We start from the raw sequence: 24,625 nt of genomic DNA on the forward strand, positions 1-24,625 counted from the left end.
AGGTGGCGTTATCATACACCCGCCCTGCCCATTACGCTCGCATCGTTAAACGGTTCCTGCATCTCCTGCTACACTGCCTCAACACAACACCAAAGAGGCAGGCCAACATGTCAGATAACACCTATCAGCCACCGAAAGTGTGGGAATGGAAACAGAATAACGGCGGCGCGTTCGCCAATATCAACCGTCCCGTCTCGGGCGCGACGCACGAGAAAGAGCTACCTGTGGGCGCGCACCCGCTCCAGCTGTACTCTCTCGGTACGCCGAATGGACAGAAAGTTACCATCATGCTGGAAGAGCTGCTGGCGCTGGGCGTGACGGGCGCGGAATACGACGCATGGTTGATCCGCATTGGCGAGGGCGATCAGTTCTCCAGCGGTTTTGTCGACGTGAACCCGAACTCGAAGATCCCGGCCCTGCGTGACCACTCCACCACCCCGCCGACGCGCGTCTTTGAATCCGGCAATATCCTGCTCTATCTGGCCGAGAAATTTGGTCACTTCCTGCCAAAAGATCCGGCAGGACGAACGGAAACCCTGAACTGGCTGTTCTGGTTACAGGGCGCGGCCCCGTTCCTCGGCGGCGGTTTTGGCCACTTCTATAACTACGCGCCAGTGAAGATTGAGTACGCTATCGATCGCTTCACCATGGAAGCTAAACGCCTGTTCGACGTGCTGGACAAACAGCTGGCGCGCGGTCGTTACGTAGCGGGTGAGGAATATACCATTGCGGATATGGCAGTCTGGCCATGGTTTGGCTGCGTGGCGCTGGGCAGCGTCTATAACGCCGCCGAGTTCCTGGATGCCGGGAAGTACACCAACGTGCAGCGCTGGGCAAAAGATGTGGCGAATCGTCCGGCCGTGAAACGCGGGCGCATTGTTAACCGTACCAACGGCGAGCTGAACGAGCAGTTGCATGAGCGTCATTCAGCAAGCGACTTCGATACCCAGACGGAAGATAAACGTCAGGGTTGATCCATGACCGGGCGGTTCGCCGCCCTTCTTCCGCGATGAGAAAAATGCGTCAGCACGCGTGCGCAAGGAGCCTCGTATGTCAGACCAGACGCTAAAAGCGACCCGACAGCAGAGCCTTATCACCCTGCTGAGTCAAAGCGACTGGCTGACTACCGAGGTGCTGGCTGAAAAGCTCTCCGTCAGCAAAGAGACGATCCGCCGGGATCTGAAGTCGTTGCAGCAGCAGGGGAAGCTTCTGCGCCAGCACGGGCGCGCGCGTCTGATTCACCCGGACAGCCGCGACAGCGGTGAACCCTTTGGCGCACGCCTGAAAAGCCATTATGCCGACAAAGCCGATATTGCCCGCCACGCGCTGGGCTGGATCAGCGAAGGGATGACCATCGCCCTCGACGCCAGCTCAACCTGCTTTCATCTGGCGCGCCAGTTGCCGGACATCGACCTCATCGTATTTACCAACAGCCTGCCTGTCTGCCACGAGATGGCAAAGCGCGAGCGGATCACGCTTATCTGCTCCGGCGGAACCCTTGAGCGTAAGTATCGCTGCTATGTTAATCCGGCGCTGGTGACGCAGCTAAAAGGGCTGGAGATCGATCTGTTTATCTTCTCGTGTGAAGGGGTCGATGAGCATGGCGTTCTCTGGGATCCGTCCGAGCACAACGCGGGCTTTAAGGCGCTGCTGTTAAACCGCGCCAGCCAGTCGCTGCTACTGATCGACAAAAGTAAATTTATGCGGGCAAGCGAAGTGAAAATTGGTCAGCTGTCGCAGGTAACACAGATTATTCAGAGCGATAAACGTCAGGCCGCCAGAGACGGCCTGACACGATGAGGTTACGCGGTGAGACGGAATTTCTGCACTGAACGCTGGAGTTCTTCGGTCTGCCGTTCCAGTGCGGCGGCGGCGGCGGAAACCTGCTCCACCAGCGAGGCGTTCTGCTGGGTCACGCCGTCCATCTGCGTGATGGCAACGCCGACCTGAGAAATTTCTTTGCTCTGCTCCTCTGACGCGGTGGCGATCTGCTTCATAATGACGGTCACTTCCGTCACGTCGCGCAGGATTGCTTCCATCGTGGTGCCGGTATCGTTCACCAGCTGCGCTCCCTGCTCCACGCGGGCAACGGAATCCGCAATCAGCCCTTCGATCTCTTTGGCCGCATTCGCGCTGCGGCTGGCCAGATTACGTACCTCACCCGCCACGACCGCAAAGCCTCGCCCCTGCTCCCCGGCCCGGGCGGCTTCCACCGCGGCGTTCAGCGCCAGAATATTAGTCTGGAAAGCGATGCTGTTGATAACGGTGGTGATTTCAGCGATTTTTTTCGAGCTGTCCGAAATGCCGCTCATGGTCGTAACCACATCTTCCACCAGCGACCCGCCGCGGCTGGCCGTGCTGGAGGCGACATCCGCAAGCTGGCTGGCCTGGCGCGCGCTTTCGGCGTTCAGCTTCACCGTTGCGGTAAGCTGCTCCATGCTGGCCGCGGTCTCTTCCAGCGCGGCGGCCTGCTCTTCGGTACGCGAAGAAAGATCGTTATTCCCGCTGGAGATCTCCGTTGCCCCGCGCCAGATATTCTCGCTGCCGGAACGAATCGTGCTGACCGCCTCCCGCAGGCTGTCCTGCATTGCACTCAGCAGCGGTACCAGTTGCCCCACGCAGTTGCGGCCCAAAGATTCAATCGGCTGGCTGAGGTCGCCCTGCGCAATCTGGCGGAACTGCTGACGGATACGATCCAGCGGTTTTACCAGTATCGCCACCAGGTAGCGGTCGGTGAAAAGCAGGATCAGCAGACCCACGATCGTGGCGGTGATAATTACCGTCCGGGTCATGCTGGTGAGGCCGTCGACCACCACGCGCGTGCTGTCGAGCGCCTTCGCCGCGGTATTGTTAAAGTTCTCAGCCGCTGACCCGAATGCACGGCTTAGCGGCGGCGTGACGTTGTTGGAATGCTGACGATAGCCTTCGAGCGTCGCCTGCTTCGCCTGCGCCATCTGCGGTGTAACGCCCTGATCGAGCAGCGCCTGCCAGGTGGAAATCACCTGCGCAGACACCTTTTCATCCATCGGGCCCGGGGAGATAGCTTTCATCTCTGCCAGCTTTTTACTCATGTTATCCAGCGCCTGCTGAGCAGGAGCCAGGTCCGGCGTGCCGCCCGCCGCTTTAACTTCCATTGCCCGGCTCAGGCGGGTGACGAAACGGAAATACTGATCGTTGCCCTGGCTCAGCACCGTCATTTGCCGGACCAGCTGGCGGTCAACGTCATTACCATCAGAAACACGAGACAGAGACCAGGTGCTGTAAAGCCCCACGCCTGCCCACATGACACAAAAGATCCCCAGTATCGTCAGCATGACGAAACGGATGGTGAAATTACGAAGCATCTTCATTGAGTATTCCTTGCCGTGAGGGTGAATTCGCCCAGAGGCGAGTACTCCCCTCGTTATCGGCAGATACTGTAGAAAATATACTTTTTTCGTTATCGAGTCGGCATAGAATGAAAACGTTGTTTCGAAAATTCACCGACAAGAAAGGAGACATCATGTCCTGGCACCCTTACACCGGCCGATACGAAAACATGCAGTACCGATACTGCGGCAAAAGCGGCCTGCGCTTACCGGCACTGTCGCTGGGCCTGTGGCACAGCTTCGGTCACGTTCAGCCGCTCGATTCCCAGCGCGCGCTGCTGCGTAAGGCCTTCGATCTCGGCATTACCCACTTTGATCTTGCCAACAACTACGGCCCCCCTCCGGGCAGCGCTGAAGAGAATTTTGGCCGTCTGCTGCGGGAGGATTTTGCCGGGTATCGTGACGAGCTGATCATCTCCACCAAAGCGGGCTACGACATGTGGCCAGGACCGTATGGTTCGGGCGGTTCACGTAAGTACCTGCTCGCCAGCCTCGACCAGAGCCTGAACCGCATGGGTGTGGAGTATGTGGATATTTTCTATTCTCACCGCGTAGACGAAAACACGCCGATGGAAGAGACCGCCGCCGCGCTGGCACACGCGGTGCAGAGCGGAAAAGCGCTGTATGTCGGCATTTCGTCTTACTCCACGGAACGCACGGCGGCGATGACCAAATTGCTGCGCGAGTGGAAGATCCCGCTTTTGATCCACCAGCCGTCTTACAACCTGCTTAACCGCTGGGTCGACAAGACCGGCCTGCTGGACGCGCTGGAGAAAAACGGAACGGGCTGTATCGCCTTTACCCCGCTGGCACAGGGCCTGCTCACCGGAAAATACCTGAACGGCATTCCGGACGGTTCACGTATGCAGCGCGAAGGGAAAAAAGTGCGCGGCCTGACGGAGAAAATGCTGACGGAAGCCAACCTGAGCAGCCTTCGTCTGCTGAACGAGATGGCGCACGCGCGCGGGCAGACGATGGCGCAGATGGCGCTAAGCTGGTTGTTGAAAGATGAGCGTGTAACGTCGGTACTGATTGGCGCGAGCCGCCCGGAGCAGCTGGAAGAGAACGTTCAGGCGCTGAATAACCTGCGCTTTAGCGAAGATGAACTGATGCGGATTGACCAGCACGTTGCGGATGGTGAGCTGAATTTGTGGCAGGCGTCGTCGGATAAATAGTGCGGCCTGCTGCCCTTACCACGCCCCCTCTCCCACAGGGAGAGGGGGCGTGGTGAATTTATTTCTTACTGATCTTATCCAGATACCCCATCACAAACGCCGACAGCACAAACGTCAGGTGGATAATCACATACCACATCAGCTTATTATCCGGGACGTTTTTCGCGTCCATAAAGACGCGTAACAGGTGAATCGACGAAATTGCAACAATCGACGCCGCGACTTTATTCTTCAGCGATGAGGCGTCCATTTTCCCCAGCCAGCTGAGCTTTTCTTTGTGCTCGGCGATATCAAGCTGAGAGACGAAATTCTCATAACCGGAGAACATCACCATCACCAGTAATCCTCCCACCAACGTCATATCTACCAGCGACAGTAGAACCAGAATCAAATCGGCTTCTGCCACGGAGAAAATGTTTGGCAGGACGTGGAATATCTCCTGAAAGAACTTAATCGTCAGGGCGACCAGCGCCAGGGAGAGACCAAAATAGACGGGTGCGAGCAGCCAGCGAGAGGCATACATTGCGTTTTCAAAGAAGCGTTCCATAAAATCCTGTCTGCAAACGAAACCAGCGCTGAGTATATCTCAACTATACCTCGTTGGGATCTACATCCGGACGCGCATACTCCGGCCAGACCAGCGCGACCAGTTCCGGGTAGGCTTCCAGGCTAAACTCGCGAAAACACTGGCGCAGATTTAATACATCTAAATCGGAGTACGACACCTTCTCGCCATTCAGACAGCGCTTTTTGATATTGTCGTAATATTTATAAACCGCCGAATTAAGGTCGCTACAGCGGCGCTGCGCGTCGAACAGGCCGGGCGTATCATTAATTTCGGCCATTTTCATTCGCTTAATTGTCGCATGGAGGAAATCGATATATTCGTGATTTACTCGCCAGTACCAGACCGGTGTCACGGCGTTCATCAATACGGAGAAATGATCTTCCCCCTCCTCTTTCGACATCAATTCAGGCTGCGGCGGTTCACTGACGTCTTTTGACACTTTCGTTTTATTGAACTCTTGCATCAATAAAAGCACGCCAGCGGTCAGTAATAGTAACGTTATGACCGTGAAGAAAATGCTGTTCATGGGTAGGCTCCATTTTTTTTGATTTTAAAATTGCCTCATGATATTGTCAACGAATCTCACCCTTTTTCCAACCCCACCCTTTTGAAATTAAAGGAAATTAAAATGCTGCCCGACAATCTTGTCCCGGCAAAGTACCACATTACGCCTGTGGAACAGCCTTCGACGGAAGCAGATAAAGAGGCGAATTTCACTCAAGGAAAAAGAAAACTCTCCGACTATGAAGCCGACATATTAATTGGTGTTTCACGCACTGGCAAATCCCGTAATATGGTGCTGGAAGAGCACGATCGCCATTTAAAAGAGCGTTTATTTCGCGCGATCAAGATTGAAGCCTTAGTTCATCTGCTGAATGATTTACAGGCCGAAGGGGAAATAGACGCCCAGACGCTAAGTCAAATAATGGTCGAGAAAACGCAGCAAATAAATGAAGCCGGCAATGAAATTTGGCTTAATTTAATTACGCGTGAAAAAAACAATCCCATTTTTTATAACCTGGGGGAAGATTAACGTGAATGATGATAGCGGTAATAACGTTTATTTGACTTTAGATGATAAAAAAAGCGATGAATTTATCTTAAAGCAGAATCTCGACGCCCTGAAAAAGATAAAAAATGACGAGATGACGCGAATTACGCAGGATTTGGTTTCGATTCCGGCCACGCTGGTACGCCTGAAATGGCAGAACCGTCGGGAGATTTACGCCTTGCAGGCCAAGGAGGAGATATACGGCGCGGTGATGAACGCCATTATTGAACAGCGTCCTGAGCTTAAAGAGAAGATCCTCGGGCGACTGGAGGCGAACTATCAGTACCTGCTGGCACGCGAGACAGCCACCCTGCGCCTGACCCGTAAACTCTCGGAAGGCAATTACCGTACATCAAACGTGACCTGTGTGGCGCTTGATGAAGAGGCGCCGACGGCGCCTTCAGAGTGAGACAACAATGATTGTTGCGGAATGCAGGCCGGGTAAGGCGACGCCGCCACCCGGCAGGCAAGGCTGCAAGAGCCTTCGTTTTACTTCGCGGCCGCTTTCTCTTCGCCGACCAGACCAATCTTCAGGTATCCCGCCTGATGCAGCGTGTCCATTACCTTCATCATGGTTTCATAATCGACGGTTTTATCCGCGCGGAAGAAGACGGTGGTGTCTTTCTTGCCGCCGGTGAGCTGGTCCAGCGCCGGAATAACCGAGGCATCCGTTACCGGATCGTTGCCCAGGAACATGGACTTATCGGCCTTCACGGACAGGTAGATAGGCTTTTCCGGACGCGGCTGCGGCTGGCTGGAGGACGCAGGCAGATTCACCTTCACGTCCACCGTCGCCAGCGGTGCGGCAACCATAAAGATAATCAGCAGAACCAGCATGACGTCGATAAACGGCGTCACGTTGATCTCATGCATTTCACCGTTATCGTCCAGATTTTCATTAAGACGCATTGCCATACAATCAACCTACGCGCAGTTTGGACGCCGCATGAACCGGTTTAACGGCGCTGGCGTTCAGGTCCAGATCGCGGCTTTGCAGCAGCAGAACCTGCGCGGCAACGTCACCCAGTGTGGCTTTGTAACTGCCAATCATGCGCGCGAAGATGTTATAGATAACAACCGCCGGGATAGCGGCAACCAGACCGATAGCCGTTGCCAGCAGCGCTTCTGCGATACCCGGCGCGACGACCGCAAGGTTAGTGGTCTGCGTCTGGGCGATACCGATAAAGCTGTTCATGATGCCCCAGACGGTACCGAACAGGCCGACGAACGGGGAGATAGCGCCGATAGTCGCCAGGTAGCCGTTACCGCGGCCCATATGACGACCCACGGCCGCAACGCGACGCTCCAGACGGAAGCCGGTACGCTCTTTAATGCCTTCGTTATCTTCACTGCCTGCGGAGAGTTCCAGCTCGTTCTGCGCTTCGTTCACTAACAGGGTAGTCAGGCTTTTCGCATGGAAGGATGAGGTGATATCAGAAGCCTGATCCAGAGAACGGGCTTCCGCCAGCTGCTTCTGCTCACGCTTGAGGCGGCGTTTTTGTGAAAGAAGTTCGGCGCTCTTGCTGAAGAAGATAGCCCAGGTGATCACGGACGCCAGAATCAGGCCGATCATCACAATCTTAACTACGATGTCAGCATGTTGATACATGCCCCAAACGGAGAGATCCGTCTGCATCAAATTATTACCCACTCTGTATCTCCAGGACGCAAATCACAAAATCTGAACGTAATAATATCAAAACGTCGTCGAATTGATAGTAGTTCTCATTAGTATTTACATAGTGCCGTAATTTTCGCTCACTTTCCTTGCGCTTACGCAGTAAAAATTTCTTATGCGAATTTTTGATAATATTTTCTGCTTATTCGATAAGCATCCGGATGCACATTCTGACAATCGTGGTAGTCTGGACGTCCAGACGTATAAAAATAGGGTTAGCGAACATGACTAAAAAGCAGCTTGAGACCACGCTGGTGCAGGCAGGACGCAGTAAGAAATACACTCAGGGCTCGGTCAACAGTGTGATCCAGCGCGCCTCCTCGCTGGTGTTTGATACCGTTGAAGATAAAAAAATCGCTACGCGTAATCGCGCGAAGGGCGGGCTGTTTTACGGTCGTCGTGGCACGTTAACCCATTTCTCGTTGCAGGAAGCCATGTGCGAACTGGAGGGCGGCGCGGGCTGCGCGCTGTTCCCGTGCGGCGCGGCGGCGGTCGCCAATACCATTCTGGCGTTTGTGGAACAGGGTGACCACGTCCTGATGACCAATACCGCTTACGAGCCAAGCCAGGACTTCTGCACCAAAATACTCAGCAAGCTCGGCGTCACCACCAGCTGGTTCGATCCGCTGATTGGGGCCGGTATTGCCGGGCTTATTCAGCCCAACACGCGCGTTGTGTTCCTGGAATCTCCCGGCTCCATCACCATGGAAGTGCATGACGTCCCGGCCATCGTGAAGGCGGTGCGCAGCATAGCGCCGGAAGCGATCATCATGATCGACAACACCTGGGCGGCAGGTGTGCTGTTTAAAGCCCTGGAATTTGACATCGATATCTCCATTCAGGCGGCGACCAAATACCTGATTGGCCATTCCGACGGCATGATCGGTACGGCGGTATCTAACGCCCGTTGCTGGGATCAATTGCGTGAAAACGCCTACCTGATGGGCCAGATGGTGGATGCCGATACCGCCTACATGACCAGCCGGGGCATCCGTACGCTCGGCGTGCGTCTGCGTCAGCATCACGAAAGCAGCCTGCAAATTGCACAGTGGCTGGCGCTGCATCCGCAGGTGGAGCGCGTTAACCATCCGGCGCTGCCGGGCAGCAAAGGCCATGAATACTGGCAACGTGACTTTACGGGCAGCAGCGGGTTGTTCTCATTTGTACTTAAAAAGCGCCTGAATGACGCCGAACTGGCAAGCTATCTGGATAACTTTACCCTCTTCAGCATGGCCTATTCATGGGGTGGGTTTGAATCGCTGATCCTGCCCAACCAGCCGGAGCAGATTGCGGCCCTGCGCCCGGGCGGCGAGGTGGACTTCGAAGGGACCTTAATCCGCCTGCATATCGGGCTGGAAAATGTGGACGATTTAATTGCGGATTTATCGGCAGGATTTGAGCGCATCGTGTAAAGTGCTGACTGAAATGTACTCCCCGGACGCAATTCTGAACACCGCAAGCAGAAAAGTCTGTATGAGATGCGCCTGCGATCAACCCCGACAGGCAAAATTGGGAGTACAATAGCGTTATATCTGCTGTTCCACAGGAAAGTCCATGGCTGTTATTCAAAATATCATCACGGCGCTCTGGCAACACGATTTTGCCGCGCTGGCGGACCCGCATGTCGTCGGGATTGTCTATTTCGTGATGTTCGCGACGCTGTTTCTGGAGAATGGACTACTGCCAGCCTCATTTTTACCCGGCGACAGCCTGCTCCTGCTCGCAGGGGCGTTAATCGGCAAGGGCGTGATGGACTTCGCACCGACAATGGTGATCCTCACTTCTGCGGCCAGTCTCGGCTGTTGGCTGAGCTACCTGCAAGGGCGCTGGCTTGGAAACACCCGCGTGGTGAAAGGCTGGCTGGCACAGCTGCCGCATAAATATCACCAGCGCGCCACCTGCATGTTTGACCGCCACGGCCTGCTGGCGTTACTTGCCGGGCGTTTTCTGGCGTTTGTTCGCACCCTGTTGCCTACCATGGCGGGTATTTCAGGCCTCCCTAACCGCCGCTTCCAGTTCTTCAACTGGCTGAGCGCTCTGCTCTGGGTGGGCGTGGTCACCACGCTCGGCTACGCGCTGAACATGATCCCGTTTGTTAAGCGCCATGAAGACCAGGTGATGACGTTCCTGATGGTGCTGCCGATCTTCCTGCTGGTTGCGGGCCTGGTCGGCACAATCGCGGTGGTGATTAAGAAGAAGTATTGCAGCGCCTGATACCCCATCCTGATTCTCTTCCCGCGGGGAGAGAATCAAAAGCCTAAGCGCCCTGCATCGTTCTGATGCGCGACGCATCTTCCCCCGGCGTGACGCCGAAGTAGCGCTTAAACTCCCGACTAAACTGCGAGGCGCTTTCATACCCAACCCGCATCGCCGCGGCGCTGGCCTTCATGCCGTCGTGGATCATCAGCATGCGCGCCTTATGCAGACGGTAGGTTTTGAGATACTGCAACGGCGACGTGCTGGTGACGGATTTAAAGTTATGGTGAAACGCCGAGACGCTCATGTTGGCTTCCGCCGCCAGCTGGTCAACGCTGAGGTTTTCCGTGTACTGGCTCTCAATGCGCTTCAGCACGCGGCTAATCAGGCTAAAGTGCGTCTGGCGGCTTACCAGCGCCAGCAGCGCCCCGCCGCCCGGCCCGAGCAGCACATGGTAAAGAATTTCGCGGATAATCTGCTTCCCGAGAATACGCACATCCAGCGGCCTTTCCATCACGTCTAACAGGCGTTCAATCGCGCAGAGAATTTCCTCCGATAGGGTCGCGGAGTTGATACCGCTTGCCGCCATCGACGGCCGGAAAAGTTCGTCCTCCCCAATATCCATCAGCAGCTCCTGCAACTGGAGGATGTCGACGTTGACGCGGATCCCGGCCAGCGGCACCTCCTCTGTCGCGAAAGTTTCACATTCGAAGGGTAAAGGTACTGTCAGAAGCAGATATTCATTGGTGTCGTAACGGAACACGCGCTCATTGATATAGCCAATCTTATGGCCAGAAAAGAGAAACACGATGCCGGGCTGATACATCACCGGGGTGCGCGTGCCGGGCTGGGTACCGTAGAGCAATCGAATATCCGGCAACAGCTCAGCCGAATCATTTCCGTTATCAATCAGTGTTTTAATCTGCGACGTTAGCTGGCGGCAGATGGCATCACGGTTCATTTTCAGTTACTCCGGGTACGGTTTCCGACGCTGACAGTGTGCGCATTTTCTTACCGTTTCTCCAGCGCGCTGTAGAAATGGGCAAGACATCGGCAGGAATGTGCATTGAGAGGATAGCGCCTGCCCGCCACAATGAGCAGCATCAGGTTGCCTTCTGCGCCACCACGATTTTTTACCCACTACAGGGAACAAGCCATGAACAACTTTAATCTTCATACCCCAACCCGCATTCTGTTTGGTAAAAACGCTATCGCTGACCTGCGCGCGCAAATCCCGACGGACGCCCGCGTCCTGATTACCTACGGCGGCGGCAGCGTGAAAAAAACCGGCGTACTGGATCAGGTGTACAGCGCTCTGGAAGGTCTGGACGTGCGCGAGTTCGGCGGTATCGAGCCTAACCCGTCTTATGAAACACTGATGAACGCGGTAAAAATCGCCAGCGAGGAGCAGATCACCTTCCTGCTGGCGGTGGGCGGAGGTTCCGTGCTGGACGGCACCAAATTCATCGCGGCGGCGGCCCATTATGCTGACGGCATCGACCCGTGGCATATTCTGGAAACGGGCGGCAGCGACATCAGCAGTGCGATCCCGATGGGCTCCGTGCTGACGCTGCCGGCCACCGGATCAGAGTCCAACAAAGGCGCGGTCATCTCCCGTAAAACCACCGGTGACAAGCAGGCCTTTATGAACGAACACGTTCAGCCCGTGTTCGCGATCCTCGATCCGGTTTACACCTATACCCTGCCTGCGCGTCAGGTGGCGAACGGCGTGGTCGACGCCTTTGTTCACACCGTTGAGCAGTACGTTACTTACCCGGTAAACGCCAAAATTCAGGATCGTTTCGCGGAAGGCATTCTGCTGACGCTGATTGAAGAAGGTCCGAAAGCGCTGAAAGAGCCTGAAAACTACGACGTGCGTGCCAACGTGATGTGGGCAGCCACCCAGGCGCTGAACGGCCTGATCGGCGCAGGCGTGCCGCAGGACTGGGCTACCCACATGCTCGGCCACGAGCTGACGGCGATGCACGGCCTGGATCACGCCCAGACGCTGGCGGTGGTTCTGCCTGCGCTGTGGAACGAAAAACGTGACGCTAAACGCGCCAAACTGCTCCAGTACGCCGAACGCGTGTGGAACATCACCGACGGTTCCGACGATGCGCGTATCGATGCCGCGATTGAAGCCACCCGTCACTTCTTTGAAAGCCTGAGCGTGCCAACGCGTCTCTCTGGCTACGGCCTGGACGGCAGCTCCATCCCTGCCCTGCTGGCGAAACTGGAAGCACACGGTATGACGCAGATCGGCGAGCATGGCGACATCACCCTTGACGTCAGCCGTCGTATTTACGAAGCGGCACGCTAAGCGTTTTTAGGATCCTGACTTTCGTTTTTTGACATTTCGTCCAGACTTAATGCACATCACATCGTCGGAGGTTCCCTCCGGCGATGAGCACCTGAAGGAGGAAAAATGGCAAACCAAACCGTAATCAAGCTACAGGACGGCAACGTGATGCCCCAGCTGGGGCTAGGTGTATGGAAAGCCGGTAACGACGAGGTCGTCTCCGCCATTCATAAAGCCCTGGAAGTCGGCTATCGGTCCATCGATACCGCCGCCGCCTATAAAAACGAGGACGGCGTGGGAAAAGCGCTTGCCAGCGCCGGCGTTCCCCGGGATGAGCTTTTCATCACCACCAAGCTGTGGAACGACGATCAAAAGCGTCCCCGCGAAGCGTTGCAGGAGAGTCTGGAGAAACTCCAGCTCGATTTCGTCGATCTTTATCTCATGCACTGGCCGGTACCGGCTATCGACCATTACGTTGATGCCTGGAAAGGGATGATTGAACTGCAAAAAGAGGGGCTGATAAAAAGCATCGGCGTCTGTAATTTCCAGGTTCATCATCTGCAACGCCTGATTGATGAAACGGGCGTCGCGCCGGTGATTAACCAGATTGAGCTGCACCCGCTGATGCAGCAGCGCCAGCTTCATTCATGGAACGCCACGCACAAGATCCAGACCGAATCCTGGAGCCCGCTGGCCCAGGGCGGCGAAGGGGTGTTTGACCAGAAAATCATCCGTGAACTGGCGGATAAGTACGGTAAAACCCCGGCGCAGATCGTCATTCGCTGGCATCTGGATAGCGGTCTGGTGGTGATCCCGAAATCGGTCACGCCATCGCGTATCGCCGAGAACTTCGACGTCTGGGATTTCCGCCTGGATAAAGACGAGCTGGGTGAAATTGCGAAGCTGGATCAGGGCAAGCGGCTTGGGCCGGACCCGGATCAGTTTGGCGGGTAATCCCCTCACCCTGCCCTCTCCCCGGCGGGGAGAGGGTTAGACCTGTAGACCCGGTAAGCGCAGCGCCACCGGGCATTGTTACAGGTTTAACCGGTCTTACGTTTTACGTTCTTCTTCGTTCCCGCAACACCATTCGAACGCTGATGCGCAATCGGGGTATGTTTGGTCAGCGCCGGGCGCGTGTTGCGGTTCTGGCGGCGCGCTTCGCGCATCTCTTCCAGCGTTGGCGCAGGCACCAGGCAATCACGACGCGAGCCGATCAGGTGCTTTTTCCCCATCTCTTCCAGCGCCTGACGGATCAGCGGCCAGTTTTTCGGATCGTGATAGCGCAGCAGCGCTTTATGCAGACGGCGCTGTTTATCCCCTTTCGGCACCACCACGTCTTCGCTCTTATAACCAATCTTACTCAGCGGGTTTTTGCCGGTGTAATACATGGTCGTCGAGTTGGCGAGCGGCGACGGGTAGAAGTTCTGCACCTGATCCAGACGGAATCGACGCTGCTTCAGCCACAGCGCCAGGTTCACCATGTCTTCATCACGGGTGCCGGGGTGTGCGGAGATGAAGTATGGGATCAGATACTGCTCTTTCCCCGCCTGTTTTGAATAGGTATCAAACAGCTGTTTAAAGCGGTCATAGCTGCCCATGCCCGGCTTCATCATTTTGGACAGCGGGCCTTCTTCGGTGTGCTCCGGGGCGATCTTCAGATAACCGCCAACGTGGTGCGTCGCCAGCTCTTTGATGTAGCGCGGATCTTCCACCGCAATGTCGTAACGCACGCCGGAGGCGATCAGGATCTTCTTGATGCCTTTCAGGTCACGGGCGCGACGGTAAAGGTTGATCGTCGGCTCGTGGTTGGTGTCCATATGCTCGCAAATGCTCGGATAAACGCAGGAGAGACGACGGCAGGTCTGCTCGGCGCGCGGCGATTTACAGCGCAGCATGTACATGTTGGCCGTTGGACCACCCAGATCGGAGATCACACCGGTAAAGCCCGGCACCGTGTCGCGAATGGCTTCGATCTCGTTAACAATCGACTCTTCGGAACGGCTCTGAATAATACGGCCTTCGTGTTCGGTGATTGAACAGAAGGAGCACCCGCCGAAGCAGCCGCGCATGATGTTGATCGAGAAACGAATCATCTCGTACGCCGGAATGCGGCTGCTGCCATATGACGGATGCGGTACACGCTTGTACGGCAGAGCAAACACGCTGTCCATCTCTTCGGTAGAGAGCGGGATCGCCGGCGGGTTAACCCAGATATAGCGCTCGCCGTGCTTTTGCATCAGCGCTCGCGCGCAGCCAGGGTTGGTTTCATGGTGTAAGATGCGCGACGCGTGGGCGTAGAGTACTTTATCGCTTTTTACTTTTTCGTAGGACGGCAGCAGCACATAGGTTTTTTCCCACGGCTTCGGACGCGGCGGCTGCACCACCACGGCCTTTGCTTCCGCTTTTTTCGGCTCAACCGGTTTGTTATCCGCGCACGGCAAATCGTCACCGTACGGATGCGGGATAGGATCGATTTTGCCCGGCATATCGATAATGCGGGAATCCACCCCGCTCCAGCCCGGCAGCGCCTCTTTCACCATGATCGCGGTGTTGCGCACGTCGCGGATCTCGCTGACCGCTTCGCCCTGAGCCAGACGGTGTGCCACCTCTACCAGCGGACGCTCACCGTTACCGAAGATCAGCATGTCGGCTTTCGAATCCACCAGCACCGAACGGCGTACGGTGTCGGACCAGTAGTCATAGTGTGCGGTACGGCGCAGGCTCGCTTCGATGCCGCCCAGGATCACCGGCACGTCTTTCCATGCTTCTTTGCATCGCTGGGTGTAGACGAGGGTCGCGCGGTCGGGACGTTTACCCGCCACGTTGTCAGCCGTATAAGCGTCGTCATGGCGCAGCTTACGGTCGGCGGTGTAGCGGTTGATCATGGAGTCCATGTTGCCTGCGGTCACGCCGAAGAACAGGTTCGGCTTGCCCAGACGCATAAAGTCGTCTTTGCTGTTCCAGTCAGGCTGGGAGATGATCCCCACGCGGAAGCCCTGGGCTTCAAGCATACGGCCACAGATCGCCATGCCAAAGCTCGGGTGATCGACATACGCATCGCCCGTCACCAGAATGATATCGCAGCTGTCCCAGCCCAGTTGATCCATCTCTTCCCGGGACATCGGCAGGAACGGCGCCGGTCCAAAGCAGGCTGCCCAGTACTGGGGCCAGGAGAAGAGGTCGCGATCCGGCTGGATCAGGGAAATAGCGCTCATAATGTTTCCGAAGAAAAAATAGACAAAAGGAGCGGGATTATACGCTGGTTTACCGGGGGAAATGAAGGGGTATTGTGCGGGCTGTTGCCCTCACCCCAACCCTCTCCCACAGGGAGAGGGAGAAAGTGTTTTACGGTGCCGGATTCACCAGCATCTGCCCTACCGATCCCCTGTCCATCATCTCCAGGGTCTGGCTGTGGAACAGGAACGGGAAGTGCGGCCAGGAAGGCTGGCCATAGTAGACGAGCAGTTCGACCTGGCCATCCACCCAGACGGTATCTTTCCAGCCCCTGTCTTCCGGGAACGGCATCGCCCCGTTGACGTTGCGGATCAGGAATGACACCCCTTCAATATGGAACGACTGCGGCATCTCCGAGCGGACGGTCCAGCGCTCCCAGGTTCCCTGCTGGGCGGTGATATCAATACGGTTTACGTCCCACAGCGCGCCGTTGATGCCCGGATCGTCGCCAAGGCTGATATCGCGACTGCGTACTGCCGGGCCGGTCACAATTTCCTGCGGCAGCAGGCGCATCGGCAGGCTGTCGGTCACCAGCGGCAACAGGCCGGTCGGGCGCAGCGTCAGCACCAGCGTGGAGACCAGCACGCTCGACGGTTCAAAGAAGCCGCGAATACGGTCAACAATGCTTGCCGCTTCGCCGCAGGTCACGGACACTTCATCCCCGTTGGTCATATCCACGAGGATTTCACGACGTTCGCCTGGCGCCAGCGCCAGCTGCTTCACCGACACCGGCGCAGGTAATAACCCCTGATCGCCTGAAATCACGTGCAACGCGCGGCCGTCGCTCATCTGCAACTGGTAGCGGCGCGAGTTAGAGGCATTAAGCAGACGCAGGCGCACCCAGCCACGAGACACTTCGACATACGGGCTTTGCGCGCCGTTAACCAGCAGCGTATCGCCCACAAAGCCACCGCTGCCCGGCTCGCTGTACTCCGGGGTACCAAAGTTATCCAGTCGCTTATCCTGAATAATGATCGGGAAATCATCGACGCCGTAGTGATTCGGGATCGGCAGCGTTTTACTGACCTCATCTTCAATCAGCCACATTCCGGCCAGGCCGTTGTAGACCTGCTGGGCGGTGCGGTTCGGGGTATTGGCGTGATACCACAATGTCGCCGCGCTCTGACGAATCGGGAGGACGGGCGCCCAGTCGGCATTCGGCGACATCATGCGTGCCGCGCCGCCAATCAGCGGCCCCGGCACCTGCAAACCACTGACGGTCATCGCGACATTTTCCGTCGTACGGTTACTGTAGATGAGCTTAACGTCATCGCCATTCCACACGCGAATGGTCGGCCCGAGGTAGCGTCCGTTAATGCCCCATACCTGCGCGCGCGTTCCCTGGGTAAAGGACCAGTGGCTACGCTGAAGCGTGAGGAATAGCGGCTGCCCGCGACGGGATTCAATCAACGGCGGAATAGGCAGCGGCTGTTGCTGCCCGGCGGCGCTGGCTGTCCGCGGTATCGCACCCGCACAAAGGGCGATACCCGAAGCCTGAATAAACTGACGCCGACTGAGTGACATATAAGCTCCATCTGAAACGACTAACAACGCGGGAATTCGTTTTCCCTTACACGACACCGGGTTAAATCTTACCGGCGGCTTCTCGCTCTGCAACTTCTTTATCGAGCTGCGCAATATGCTGAGCCATCAGCTCGCGGCAGTGCGTGGCCAGCTCGCGCACCTGGTCTTTACCGTATTTAGAGGTATCTACCGGCGGCAGCATTTCGACAATGACCAGTCCGTTATTCAGACGGTTAAGATTAATCTTATTCGATGTATTGGAAACACACACGGGAATAATTGGAACGCCAGCCGCAATTGCAGCATGAAACGCGCCGGTCTTGAACGGCAGCAGGCCGCGACCACGGCTGCGCGTCCCTTCCGGGAACATCCAGATGGAAATCCGGCGCTTTTTAAACTGATCCACCACTTCCGCAATAGTGCCATGCGCTTTGGCGCGGTTGTTGCGGTCAATCAGCAAGTTACCGGTGAGCCAGTACAGCTGGCCGAAAAAGGGGATCCACAGCAGGCTTTTTTTGCCCACGGTTACGGTCGGCGGAAGAACAATATTTGAGGCCGTCACCATATCGTAGTTGTTCTGATGGTTAGCGATATAGATGGCGTTACCGAAATTCTCCGCCCCTTCAGGCAGACGCTTTTCAACCTTCAGGCCAAACAGCGGCGCAAGACGACCAAACATGTGGCCAAACGTCGCGACATGCTTTGGGTTACGCGGGCTGAACAGGCAATAAATCGATCCGAAAATACAGACCAGAATGCAATAAATAACGGTAAGAATGAGACGAACAATGTATAGCATAGCGACCTCTGAAGCCCTGACAGCTGACAATTATACTTCACCTGTGGCCAGGTAAGGACTTTATTACGAGCGCGTATTGTTAATCGCAACGCACGAATTAACAACGTTTTTACGGGAAATTTTATGGTAATTCCCCCTCCGGAAAGAGGGGGATGAAACAGGTTACTCTTCGCTGTCGTCCGCTTTGCTGCGCGCCGGCGAGTCAATCTCCACGCGGTCGATTCGCTGGAGGCCGCGCATCAGTGAGCCGCGACGTCCGCGCTCACCCACCACCTTCTGCAACTCTTCCGGACGCAGTTTGATTTTACGCTTGCCGACATGAATGGTCAGCGTGCTCTGCGGCGGCAGCAGGAAGAGATGCGCGAGGCTATCTTCGCCTTTTGCCGCTTCCGCTGACGGGATACTGATGATCTTGTTGCCCTTGCCTTTCGACAGCTCTGGCAAATCGCTGACCGGGAACATCAGCATACGTCCGGCAGCGGTGATCGCCAGCAGCATGTCGCTTTCGTTCTCGATGATCAGCGGCGGCATGACGTGTGCGTTATCCGGCAGGCTAATCAGCGCTTTACCGGCACGGTTACGCGACACCAGATCGTTGAAGGTACAGATAAAGCCGTAGCCCGCATCAGACGCCATCAGCAGTTTTTGATCGTCGGCTTCCATCAGCATATGCTCAACCGTGGCACCCGGCGGCAGCGTCAGCTTACCGGTTAGCGGTTCGCCCTGGCCGCGCGCAGACGGCAGCGTGATCGGGTCAATGGCGTAGCTGCGGCCCGTGGAGTCGATAAACGCCACCGGCTGGTTGCTCTTGCCCTTCACCGCCGCCTTGAAGCTATCACCGGATTTGTAGCTCAGACCCGGCGCGTCGATATCGTGGCCTTTGGCGCTACGCACCCAGCCGCTCTGGGAAAGCACAATGGTCACCGGCTCGGACGGCAGCATGTCGTGCTCGTTCATCGCCTTCGCCTCTTCGCGCTCGTGCAGCGGAGAACGTCGGTCGTCGCCAAAGGCGTCGGCATCGGCCTGCAACTCTTTCTTAAGCAGGGTGTTCATCTTGCGCTCGGACGCCAGAATCGCCTGAAGCTGATCGCGCTCTTTTTCCAGTTCGTTCTGCTCGCCGCGGATCTTCATCTCTTCCAGTCTGGCGAGATGGCGCAATTTCAGTTCGAGGATCGCTTCGGCCTGGGTTTCGCTGATGCCAAAGCGCGACATCAGGGCAGGCTTAGGTTCGTCCTCGGTACGAATGATCTCGATCACTTCGTCAATGTTGAGGAACGCCACCAGCAAACCTTCGAGGATATGCAGGCGCTTAAGCACTTTTTCCAGGCGATGGTTCAGACGGCGGCGCACCGTATCGCGGCGGAAGGCCAGCCATTCGGTGAGGATCTCCAGCAGGTTTTTCACCGCCGGACGACCGTCCAGACCAATCATGTTCAGGTTGATGCGGTAGCTTTTTTCCAGATCGGTAGTGGCGAACAGGTGGTTCATCACCTGCTCCATGTCCACGCGGTTAGAGCGCGGCACGATCACCAGACGGGTCGGGTTTTCGTGGTCCGATTCGTCGCGCAGGTCGTCCACCATCGGCAGCTTTTTATTGCGCATCTGGGTGGCGATCTGTTCCAGCACTTTGGCACCCGACACCTGGTGCGGCAGCGCGGTGATCACCACGGCACCATCCTCTTTATTCCACACCGCGCGCATGCGCACGGAGCCGCGACCGTTCTGGTAGATTTTGCGGATTTCCGCACGCGAGGTGATGATCTCGGCTTCGGTCGGATAGTCCGGCCCCTGCACGATATCCAGCAGATCGTCCAGCGAGGTTTTTGGCTGCTCAATCAGGGTGATGGCCGCTTTTGCCACTTCACGCAGGTTGTGCGGCGGAATGTCCGTCGCCATGCCCACGGCGATACCGGTCGTGCCGTTCAGCAGGATGTTCGGCAGACGCGCAGGCAGCATTTTCGGCTCCTGCATCGTACCGTCGAAGTTTGGCACCCAGTCGACCGTGCCCTGCCCCAGCTCGCCCAACAGCACTTCGGCATATTTAGACAGGCGAGATTCGGTATAACGCATTGCCGCGAAGGATTTCGGATCGTCCGGCGCCCCCCAGTTCCCCTGGCCATCCACCAACGGATAGCGATAAGAGAACGGCTGGGCCATCAGCACCATCGCTTCATAGCAGGCGCTGTCGCCGTGCGGATGGTATTTACCCAGCACGTCGCCGACGGTACGGGCGGATTTCTTGAACTTGGCGGTAGCGTTCAGCCCCAGTTCGGACATCGCATAGACGATGCGGCGCTGAACGGGCTTCAGGCCATCCCCGATAAACGGCAACGCCCTGTCCATGATGACGTACATGGAGTAGTTCAGGTAGGCGTTTTCCGTGAATTCATGTAGCGCGAGGCGCTCTGCCATATCGCTCATTACGTGTGATTCCTCAACTCAGAAACCGATGGGTTTCAGGCAATATTGCCGCAGATACTACCTCATCTGGCGAGTTGAGTCACAAAGAAAAAGGGCCGCTCATGCGGCCCTTTCCGGGTTATTTGTTCAGCTTGATAACCTGCTTCACGTCGATTTCAAACTCGTTCCAGTCTTTATCGATTTTACCCTGGAGTTCGACTTTATCCTGGGGCGTCACCGTCACGCCGTTCCAGCGCTTGTGGTCGATCTCCACCACCACCGTGCCGCTTTCATCGCGGAAGGTGTAACGGTCATCGGACAGGCGCTCGGTAATGTTCCCGCGCAGCTTCACCCAGGCATCGTCCTTCAGGTCTTTCACTTTAGCCGCGGTGGTGAGGTTGGCGTTGTTATCGACAAAGCCACCCTGCTGGGTTTGCGTCTGATTCTGTGTCGCAGATGGGCCAGAGAAGCCACCCTGTGCAGCAAAGACAGGGGCCGTGGTCATCATCATGATGGCAGCAATTGCAGCGAATTTTTTCATCTTTATCTCTCCCTTTAATGTCGTTTCACAATCCATTAAACAGGGTAAACCTTAACAACTTCTTAAGGGGAAAATTTATTTATTTTTACTGTACAGCAGGCGCTTGCAAAAGGTTTACTGACGGCATCAAGGAGGAAATATGCGCATTTTACTGGTAGAAGACGACAAGCTCATTGGCGACGGCATCAAAGCGGGCTTAAGCAAAATGGGCTTTAACGTGGACTGGTTTACCGACGGGAAAACCGGGCAGGCGGCCCTGTACACCGCGCCGTATGATGCCGTGGTGCTTGATCTGACGCTGCCGGAAATCGACGGGCTTGAGATCCTGCGCGCCTGGCGCGAAAGCGGAAAGAGCGAACCGGTGCTGATCCTGACCGCGCGGGATGCGCTGAATCAGCGCGTCGAAGGGTTACGCCTGGGGGCGGATGATTACCTGTGTAAGCCGTTCGCGCTGATTGAAGTGGCGGCCCGTCTGGAAGCGCTGGTACGCCGCAGCCACGGGCAGGCGCGCAGCGAGCTGCGTCACGGCAAGGTCACGCTCGATCCGGCAAGCCTTGTCGCCACGCTGGAGGGCGAAACGCTGGTGCTCAAACCCAAAGAGTTCGCCCTGCTGGAACTGCTGATGCGCAACGCGGGCCGCGTGCTGCCGCGCAAGGCCATCGAGGAGAAGCTCTACAACTGGGATGATGACGTCTCCAGCAACGCTGTCGAAGTCCACGTTCATCATTTACGCCGCAAGCTCGGCAGCGACTTTATCCGCACCGTGCACGGCATCGGTTATACCCTGGGTGACGCATGAAACTGACCCAACGCCTGAGCCTGAAGCTGCGCCTGACGCTCCTCTTTTTGCTGCTTTCCCTGGCGGCCTGGTTTGCCGCAAGCGTGGTCGCCTGGCACCAGACGACCGACAAGCTCGATAAGCTGTTCGATACCCAGCAGATGCTGTTTGCCAAACGGCTGCTGACGATGGACGTGGACGAACTCCGCGCGCCGGAGCGTATGCGCGAGGTGCCGAAAAAAGCGAAACACGGCCATCTTGACGACGACGCGCTGGCCTTCGCAATCTTCACCGCCGACGGCAGCATGGTGCTTAACGACGGCGAAAACGGGCGCGACATACCTTACCTCTACCGCCGGGACGGGTTTGATGACGGTCGGTTGCAGGATGACAACGACGAATGGCGTTTCCTGTGGCTGACTTCTCCTGACGGGAAATACCGCGTGGTGGTTGGCCAGGAGTGGGAGTACCGACAGGATATGGCGCTGGACGTGGTCAGCTCGCAGCTGACGCCGTGGCTGGTGGCGCTGCCCGTGATGCTGCTGTTGCTGATTGTCCTGCTGAGCCGGGAGCTGAAGCCGTTGAAAAACCTGGCGCAGACCCTGCGCTCGCGCTCGCCGGATGCGACCGATACGCTGCCCACCCACGGCGTGCCGACGGAGGTTCGTCCCCTGCTTGATGCGCTTAACCATCTGTTTGCCCGTACGCAGGAGATGATGGCCCGCGAGCGTCGCTTCACCTCGGATGCCGCCCATGAGTTGCGCAGCCCGCTGGCCGCGCTGAAGGTGCAAACCGACGTGGCGCAGCTTTCCCTTGACGATCCCGGGGCGCAGTCTAAAGCGCTGGGGCAATTGCACGCAGGCATCGACCGCGCCTCCCGGCTGGTGGATCAGCTTCTCACCCTGTCGCGCCTGGATTCACTGGATAATCTTGATGACGTCGAACCCGTGATGATGGCCGATTTGCTGCAATCTGCGGTGCTGGATATCTGGCATCCGGCGCAGCAGGCGGGCATTGATGTTCGGCTCAACGTTAATGCGCCCGAGGTGATGCGTCACGGACAGCCGCTACTGCTGAGTCTGCTGGCGCGAAACCTGCTGGACAACGCCGTTCGTTACAGCCAGCGCGGCAGCGTGGTGGACGTGACGCTGAACACCCAAAGCTTTACCGTGTGCGACAACGGCCCGGGCATTTCAACCGATGCGCTGACGCGTCTCGGCGAGCGCTTTTATCGTCCACCGGGCCAGGACGCCACTGGCAGCGGTCTGGGGTTGTCTATCGTCAAGCGTATCGCGGCGTTGCACGGGATGCGCGTCTCGCTGGGCAATGCGCCGGAAGGGGGTTTTGCGGTGACCGTCAGCTGGTAAGATTATTGCGCTGAGCGCAAAAGACTTTGCACATTTTGCTTATTTTTCCGCTCCGTCCTCGCGCGTAGAATACCCGGCATACTCTCATCATCGAGGACAAATAATGAGCAACATTCTGATTATCAACGGCGCGAAAGAATTTGCGCACTCTAAAGGCCAGCTCAATGACACCCTGACCGAGGTCGCGGATGGTTTCCTGCGCGACGCCGGACATGATGTTAAGGTCGTGCGCGCGGACAGCGATTACGACGTGAAGGCCGAAGTGCAGAACTTCCTGTGGGCCGACGTGGTGATCTGGCAGATGCCGGGCTGGTGGATGGGCGCACCGTGGACCGTGAAAAAATACATGGACGATGTGTTTACCGAAGGTCACGGTTCGCTGTATGCCAGCGACGGCCGCACCCGTTCAGATGCGTCTAAAAAATACGGTTCTGGCGGTCTGATTCAGGGCAAAAAATATATGCTCTCCCTGACCTGGAACGCGCCGCTGGAAGCCTTCACCGAGAAAGATCAGTTCTTCGAAGGCGTGGGCGTAGACGGCGCGTATCTGCCGTTCCACAAGGCGAATCAGTTCCTGGGAATGGAGCCGCTGCCGACCTTTATCGTCAACGACGTAATTAAAATGCCGGACGTCCCGCGCTATATCGCAGAATATCGCAAGCATCTCGCGGAAATTTTTGCTTAACTGGTAGCCTGGAATTAGAAGGAGTTAATTATGCTTACCGTTATTGCTGAAATCCGTACGCGTCCTGGCCAACATCACCGCCAGGCAGTACTGGATGAGTTCGCGAAGATCATCCCGACCGTTCTGAAAGAAGAAGGCTGCCACGGCTACGCGCCGATGGTAGACGCCGCCACCAGCGCAAGCTTCCAGGCGACCGCGCCAGACTCCATCATCATGGTGGAGCAGTGGGAAACCGTCGCACACCTTGAAGCCCATTTGCAGACCGCGCATATGAAAGCGTGGAGCGACGCAGTGAAAGGGGACGTTCTGGAAACCCACATCCGTATTCTGGAGCAAGGGGTTTAAGTTCTGTGAAATTTGCCGGGTGGCACTACGTTTACCCGGCCTACAACTTTCCCCCGCAGGCCCGGTAAGCGTTAACGCCACCGGGCTTTTTTTATCACCTTACCGCTCAACTGCTATGCTTATTCTGACTTCATGTTTAACAGGAGGATGGAATGGGTCTTTTTAACTTCGTGAAAGAAGCAGGCGAAAAGCTCTGGGACAACCTGACCGATCATAAGGGTCAGAGCGACAAAATCACCGAGCACCTCAAGAAACTCAACATTCCCGGTTCCGATAAAGTTCAGGTTAACGTCACCGACGGCAAAGCCAGCGTAACGGGCGACGGGCTAACGCAGGAGCAGAAAGAAAAAATCCAGGTCGCCGTCGGCAACATCGCGGGCGTCAGCGAGGTGGAGAACAATATCACCGCGACAGACGCCAAAGATGAAGCAACCTACTATACGGTGAAATCCGGCGATACCCTGAGCGCCATCTCTAAAACCGTGTACGGCGATGCCAATCAGTACAACAAGATCTTTGAGGCGAACCGCCCGATGCTCTCCAGCCCGGATAAAATTTATCCCGGCCAGACGCTGCGTATTCCTAAGGCATAACGTCTGAGGCTATTGGTTCACGTC

General features: G+C 56.5%; 25 protein-coding genes. 14 read left to right on the forward strand and 11 right to left on the reverse strand.

What is annotated here, in order from left to right:
* Positions 1-107: 107 nt before the first annotated feature.
* Both yghU and fucR read left to right on the forward strand, forming a co-directional pair.
* The gene (yghU, locus tag RY075_RS19655) at positions 108-974 is read left to right on the forward strand and encodes a glutathione-dependent disulfide-bond oxidoreductase (protein WP_003862465.1); all 867 of its coding nucleotides are present in this window, start codon (positions 108-110) and stop codon (positions 972-974) included.
* 76 nt (positions 975-1,050) lie between these two features.
* Positions 1,051-1,800 carry an L-fucose operon activator gene (gene fucR / locus RY075_RS19660; protein WP_338627938.1) on the forward strand — a complete coding sequence of 250 codons (750 nt, stop codon included), beginning with the start codon at positions 1,051-1,053 and terminating at the stop codon, positions 1,798-1,800.
* 2 nt (positions 1,801-1,802) lie between these two features.
* On the opposite strand, the gene RY075_RS19665 is transcribed toward fucR, so the two are convergent.
* Positions 1,803-3,350 (reverse strand): methyl-accepting chemotaxis protein, encoded by a 1,548-nt coding sequence (locus RY075_RS19665; RefSeq protein WP_338627939.1) that lies wholly within the window; start codon positions 3,348-3,350, stop codon positions 1,803-1,805.
* Between the two features lie 152 nt (positions 3,351-3,502).
* On the opposite strand from RY075_RS19665, the gene RY075_RS19670 reads away from it, so the two are divergent.
* Positions 3,503-4,543 (forward strand): aldo/keto reductase, encoded by a 1,041-nt coding sequence (locus RY075_RS19670; RefSeq protein ID WP_032610129.1) that lies wholly within the window; start codon positions 3,503-3,505, stop codon positions 4,541-4,543.
* A 58-nt stretch (positions 4,544-4,601) separates the two neighbouring features.
* Here RY075_RS19670 and RY075_RS19675 read toward each other — a convergent pair whose 3' ends face one another.
* Both RY075_RS19675 and RY075_RS19680 read right to left on the reverse strand, forming a co-directional pair.
* Positions 4,602-5,090 carry a TIGR00645 family protein gene (locus RY075_RS19675; RefSeq protein WP_003862473.1) on the reverse strand — a complete coding sequence of 163 codons (489 nt, stop codon included), beginning with the start codon at positions 5,088-5,090 and terminating at the stop codon, positions 4,602-4,604.
* A gap of 43 nt (positions 5,091-5,133) precedes the next feature.
* Positions 5,134-5,637 carry a hypothetical protein gene (locus tag RY075_RS19680; RefSeq protein ID WP_003862475.1) on the reverse strand — a complete coding sequence of 168 codons (504 nt, stop codon included), beginning with the start codon at positions 5,635-5,637 and terminating at the stop codon, positions 5,134-5,136.
* Positions 5,638-5,739: 102 nt separating this feature from the next.
* Here RY075_RS19680 and RY075_RS19685 point away from each other — a divergent pair, with 102 nt between their 5' ends.
* Both RY075_RS19685 and RY075_RS19690 read left to right on the forward strand, forming a co-directional pair.
* The gene (locus RY075_RS19685) at positions 5,740-6,144 is read left to right on the forward strand and encodes a hypothetical protein (protein WP_045335726.1); all 405 of its coding nucleotides are present in this window, start codon (positions 5,740-5,742) and stop codon (positions 6,142-6,144) included.
* A gap of 1 nt (position 6,145) precedes the next feature.
* Positions 6,146-6,571, forward strand: a complete 426-nt coding sequence (locus RY075_RS19690; RefSeq protein ID WP_003862479.1) for a hypothetical protein — start codon at positions 6,146-6,148, stop codon at positions 6,569-6,571.
* 80 nt (positions 6,572-6,651) lie between these two features.
* Here RY075_RS19690 and exbD read toward each other — a convergent pair whose 3' ends face one another.
* Both exbD and exbB read right to left on the reverse strand, forming a co-directional pair.
* Entirely contained in the window at positions 6,652-7,077 is a 426-nt protein-coding gene (exbD, locus tag RY075_RS19695; protein ID WP_001251472.1) for a TonB system transport protein ExbD, read from the reverse strand.
* A 4-nt stretch (positions 7,078-7,081) separates the two neighbouring features.
* Positions 7,082-7,813, reverse strand: a complete 732-nt coding sequence (exbB, locus tag RY075_RS19700) for a tol-pal system-associated acyl-CoA thioesterase (protein ID WP_003862482.1) — start codon at positions 7,811-7,813, stop codon at positions 7,082-7,084.
* Between the two features lie 251 nt (positions 7,814-8,064).
* On the opposite strand from exbB, the gene metC reads away from it, so the two are divergent.
* Both metC and yghB read left to right on the forward strand, forming a co-directional pair.
* Entirely contained in the window at positions 8,065-9,252 is a 1,188-nt protein-coding gene (gene metC, locus RY075_RS19705; RefSeq protein WP_003862484.1) for a cystathionine beta-lyase, read from the forward strand.
* Positions 9,253-9,394: 142 nt separating this feature from the next.
* Complete coding sequence (yghB, locus tag RY075_RS19710) at positions 9,395-10,054, forward strand: DedA family general envelope maintenance protein YghB (RefSeq protein WP_003862486.1); 660 nt, start codon at positions 9,395-9,397, stop codon at positions 10,052-10,054.
* Between the two features lie 43 nt (positions 10,055-10,097).
* On the opposite strand, the gene RY075_RS19715 is transcribed toward yghB, so the two are convergent.
* Complete coding sequence (locus RY075_RS19715; protein ID WP_338627940.1) at positions 10,098-10,997, reverse strand: AraC family transcriptional regulator; 900 nt, start codon at positions 10,995-10,997, stop codon at positions 10,098-10,100.
* A gap of 195 nt (positions 10,998-11,192) precedes the next feature.
* Here RY075_RS19715 and yqhD point away from each other — a divergent pair, with 195 nt between their 5' ends.
* Both yqhD and dkgA read left to right on the forward strand, forming a co-directional pair.
* On the forward strand, positions 11,193-12,356 hold the full coding sequence (gene yqhD, locus RY075_RS19720; RefSeq protein WP_302378161.1) for an alcohol dehydrogenase: 1,164 nt from the start codon (positions 11,193-11,195) through the stop codon (positions 12,354-12,356).
* 105 nt (positions 12,357-12,461) lie between these two features.
* Positions 12,462-13,289 carry a 2,5-didehydrogluconate reductase DkgA gene (gene dkgA, locus RY075_RS19725; protein ID WP_003862493.1) on the forward strand — a complete coding sequence of 276 codons (828 nt, stop codon included), beginning with the start codon at positions 12,462-12,464 and terminating at the stop codon, positions 13,287-13,289.
* A gap of 86 nt (positions 13,290-13,375) precedes the next feature.
* Here dkgA and RY075_RS19730 read toward each other — a convergent pair whose 3' ends face one another.
* The 5 genes from RY075_RS19730 to RY075_RS19750 all read right to left on the reverse strand — a co-directional run bounded on the left by RY075_RS19730 (position 13,376) and on the right by RY075_RS19750 (position 20,833).
* On the reverse strand, positions 13,376-15,550 hold the full coding sequence (locus RY075_RS19730; RefSeq protein ID WP_023323746.1) for a YgiQ family radical SAM protein: 2,175 nt from the start codon (positions 15,548-15,550) through the stop codon (positions 13,376-13,378).
* 130 nt (positions 15,551-15,680) lie between these two features.
* Positions 15,681-17,093, reverse strand: coding sequence for a cell division protein FtsP (gene ftsP / locus RY075_RS19735; protein WP_003862496.1), 1,413 nt, complete (start codon positions 17,091-17,093; stop codon positions 15,681-15,683).
* A 61-nt stretch (positions 17,094-17,154) separates the two neighbouring features.
* Complete coding sequence (plsC, locus tag RY075_RS19740; protein WP_003862497.1) at positions 17,155-17,892, reverse strand: 1-acylglycerol-3-phosphate O-acyltransferase; 738 nt, start codon at positions 17,890-17,892, stop codon at positions 17,155-17,157.
* 162 nt (positions 17,893-18,054) lie between these two features.
* Complete coding sequence (gene parC / locus RY075_RS19745) at positions 18,055-20,313, reverse strand: DNA topoisomerase IV subunit A (RefSeq protein ID WP_047654211.1); 2,259 nt, start codon at positions 20,311-20,313, stop codon at positions 18,055-18,057.
* 118 nt (positions 20,314-20,431) lie between these two features.
* On the reverse strand, positions 20,432-20,833 hold the full coding sequence (locus RY075_RS19750; protein ID WP_003862501.1) for a NirD/YgiW/YdeI family stress tolerance protein: 402 nt from the start codon (positions 20,831-20,833) through the stop codon (positions 20,432-20,434).
* A gap of 139 nt (positions 20,834-20,972) precedes the next feature.
* On the opposite strand from RY075_RS19750, the gene qseB reads away from it, so the two are divergent.
* The 5 genes from qseB (at position 20,973) to lysM (ending at position 24,601) form a co-directional block, all read left to right on the forward strand.
* Positions 20,973-21,632: a quorum sensing response regulator transcription factor QseB gene (gene qseB / locus RY075_RS19755; protein WP_023323747.1), complete on the forward strand. Its 660-nt coding sequence runs from the start codon at positions 20,973-20,975 to the stop codon at positions 21,630-21,632.
* Positions 21,629-22,978, forward strand: a complete 1,350-nt coding sequence (gene qseC / locus RY075_RS19760; protein ID WP_338627941.1) for a quorum sensing histidine kinase QseC — start codon at positions 21,629-21,631, stop codon at positions 22,976-22,978. The genes qseB and qseC overlap by 4 nt, the downstream gene beginning before the upstream one ends.
* A gap of 103 nt (positions 22,979-23,081) precedes the next feature.
* The gene (locus RY075_RS19765; RefSeq protein ID WP_032607911.1) at positions 23,082-23,663 is read left to right on the forward strand and encodes an NAD(P)H-dependent oxidoreductase; all 582 of its coding nucleotides are present in this window, start codon (positions 23,082-23,084) and stop codon (positions 23,661-23,663) included.
* A gap of 30 nt (positions 23,664-23,693) precedes the next feature.
* On the forward strand, positions 23,694-24,008 hold the full coding sequence (locus RY075_RS19770) for a putative quinol monooxygenase (protein WP_003862506.1): 315 nt from the start codon (positions 23,694-23,696) through the stop codon (positions 24,006-24,008).
* Positions 24,009-24,160: 152 nt separating this feature from the next.
* A complete protein-coding gene (gene lysM / locus RY075_RS19775) occupies positions 24,161-24,601 on the forward strand; it encodes a peptidoglycan-binding protein LysM (protein WP_003862507.1) in 441 nt (146 codons plus the stop codon).
* The last annotated feature ends 24 nt before the right edge of the window (positions 24,602-24,625 follow it).

The sequence above is a fragment of the Enterobacter sp. JJBC genome (assembly GCF_036936505.1).
GTDB classification, from domain to species: domain Bacteria; phylum Pseudomonadota; class Gammaproteobacteria; order Enterobacterales; family Enterobacteriaceae; genus Enterobacter; species Enterobacter hormaechei_C.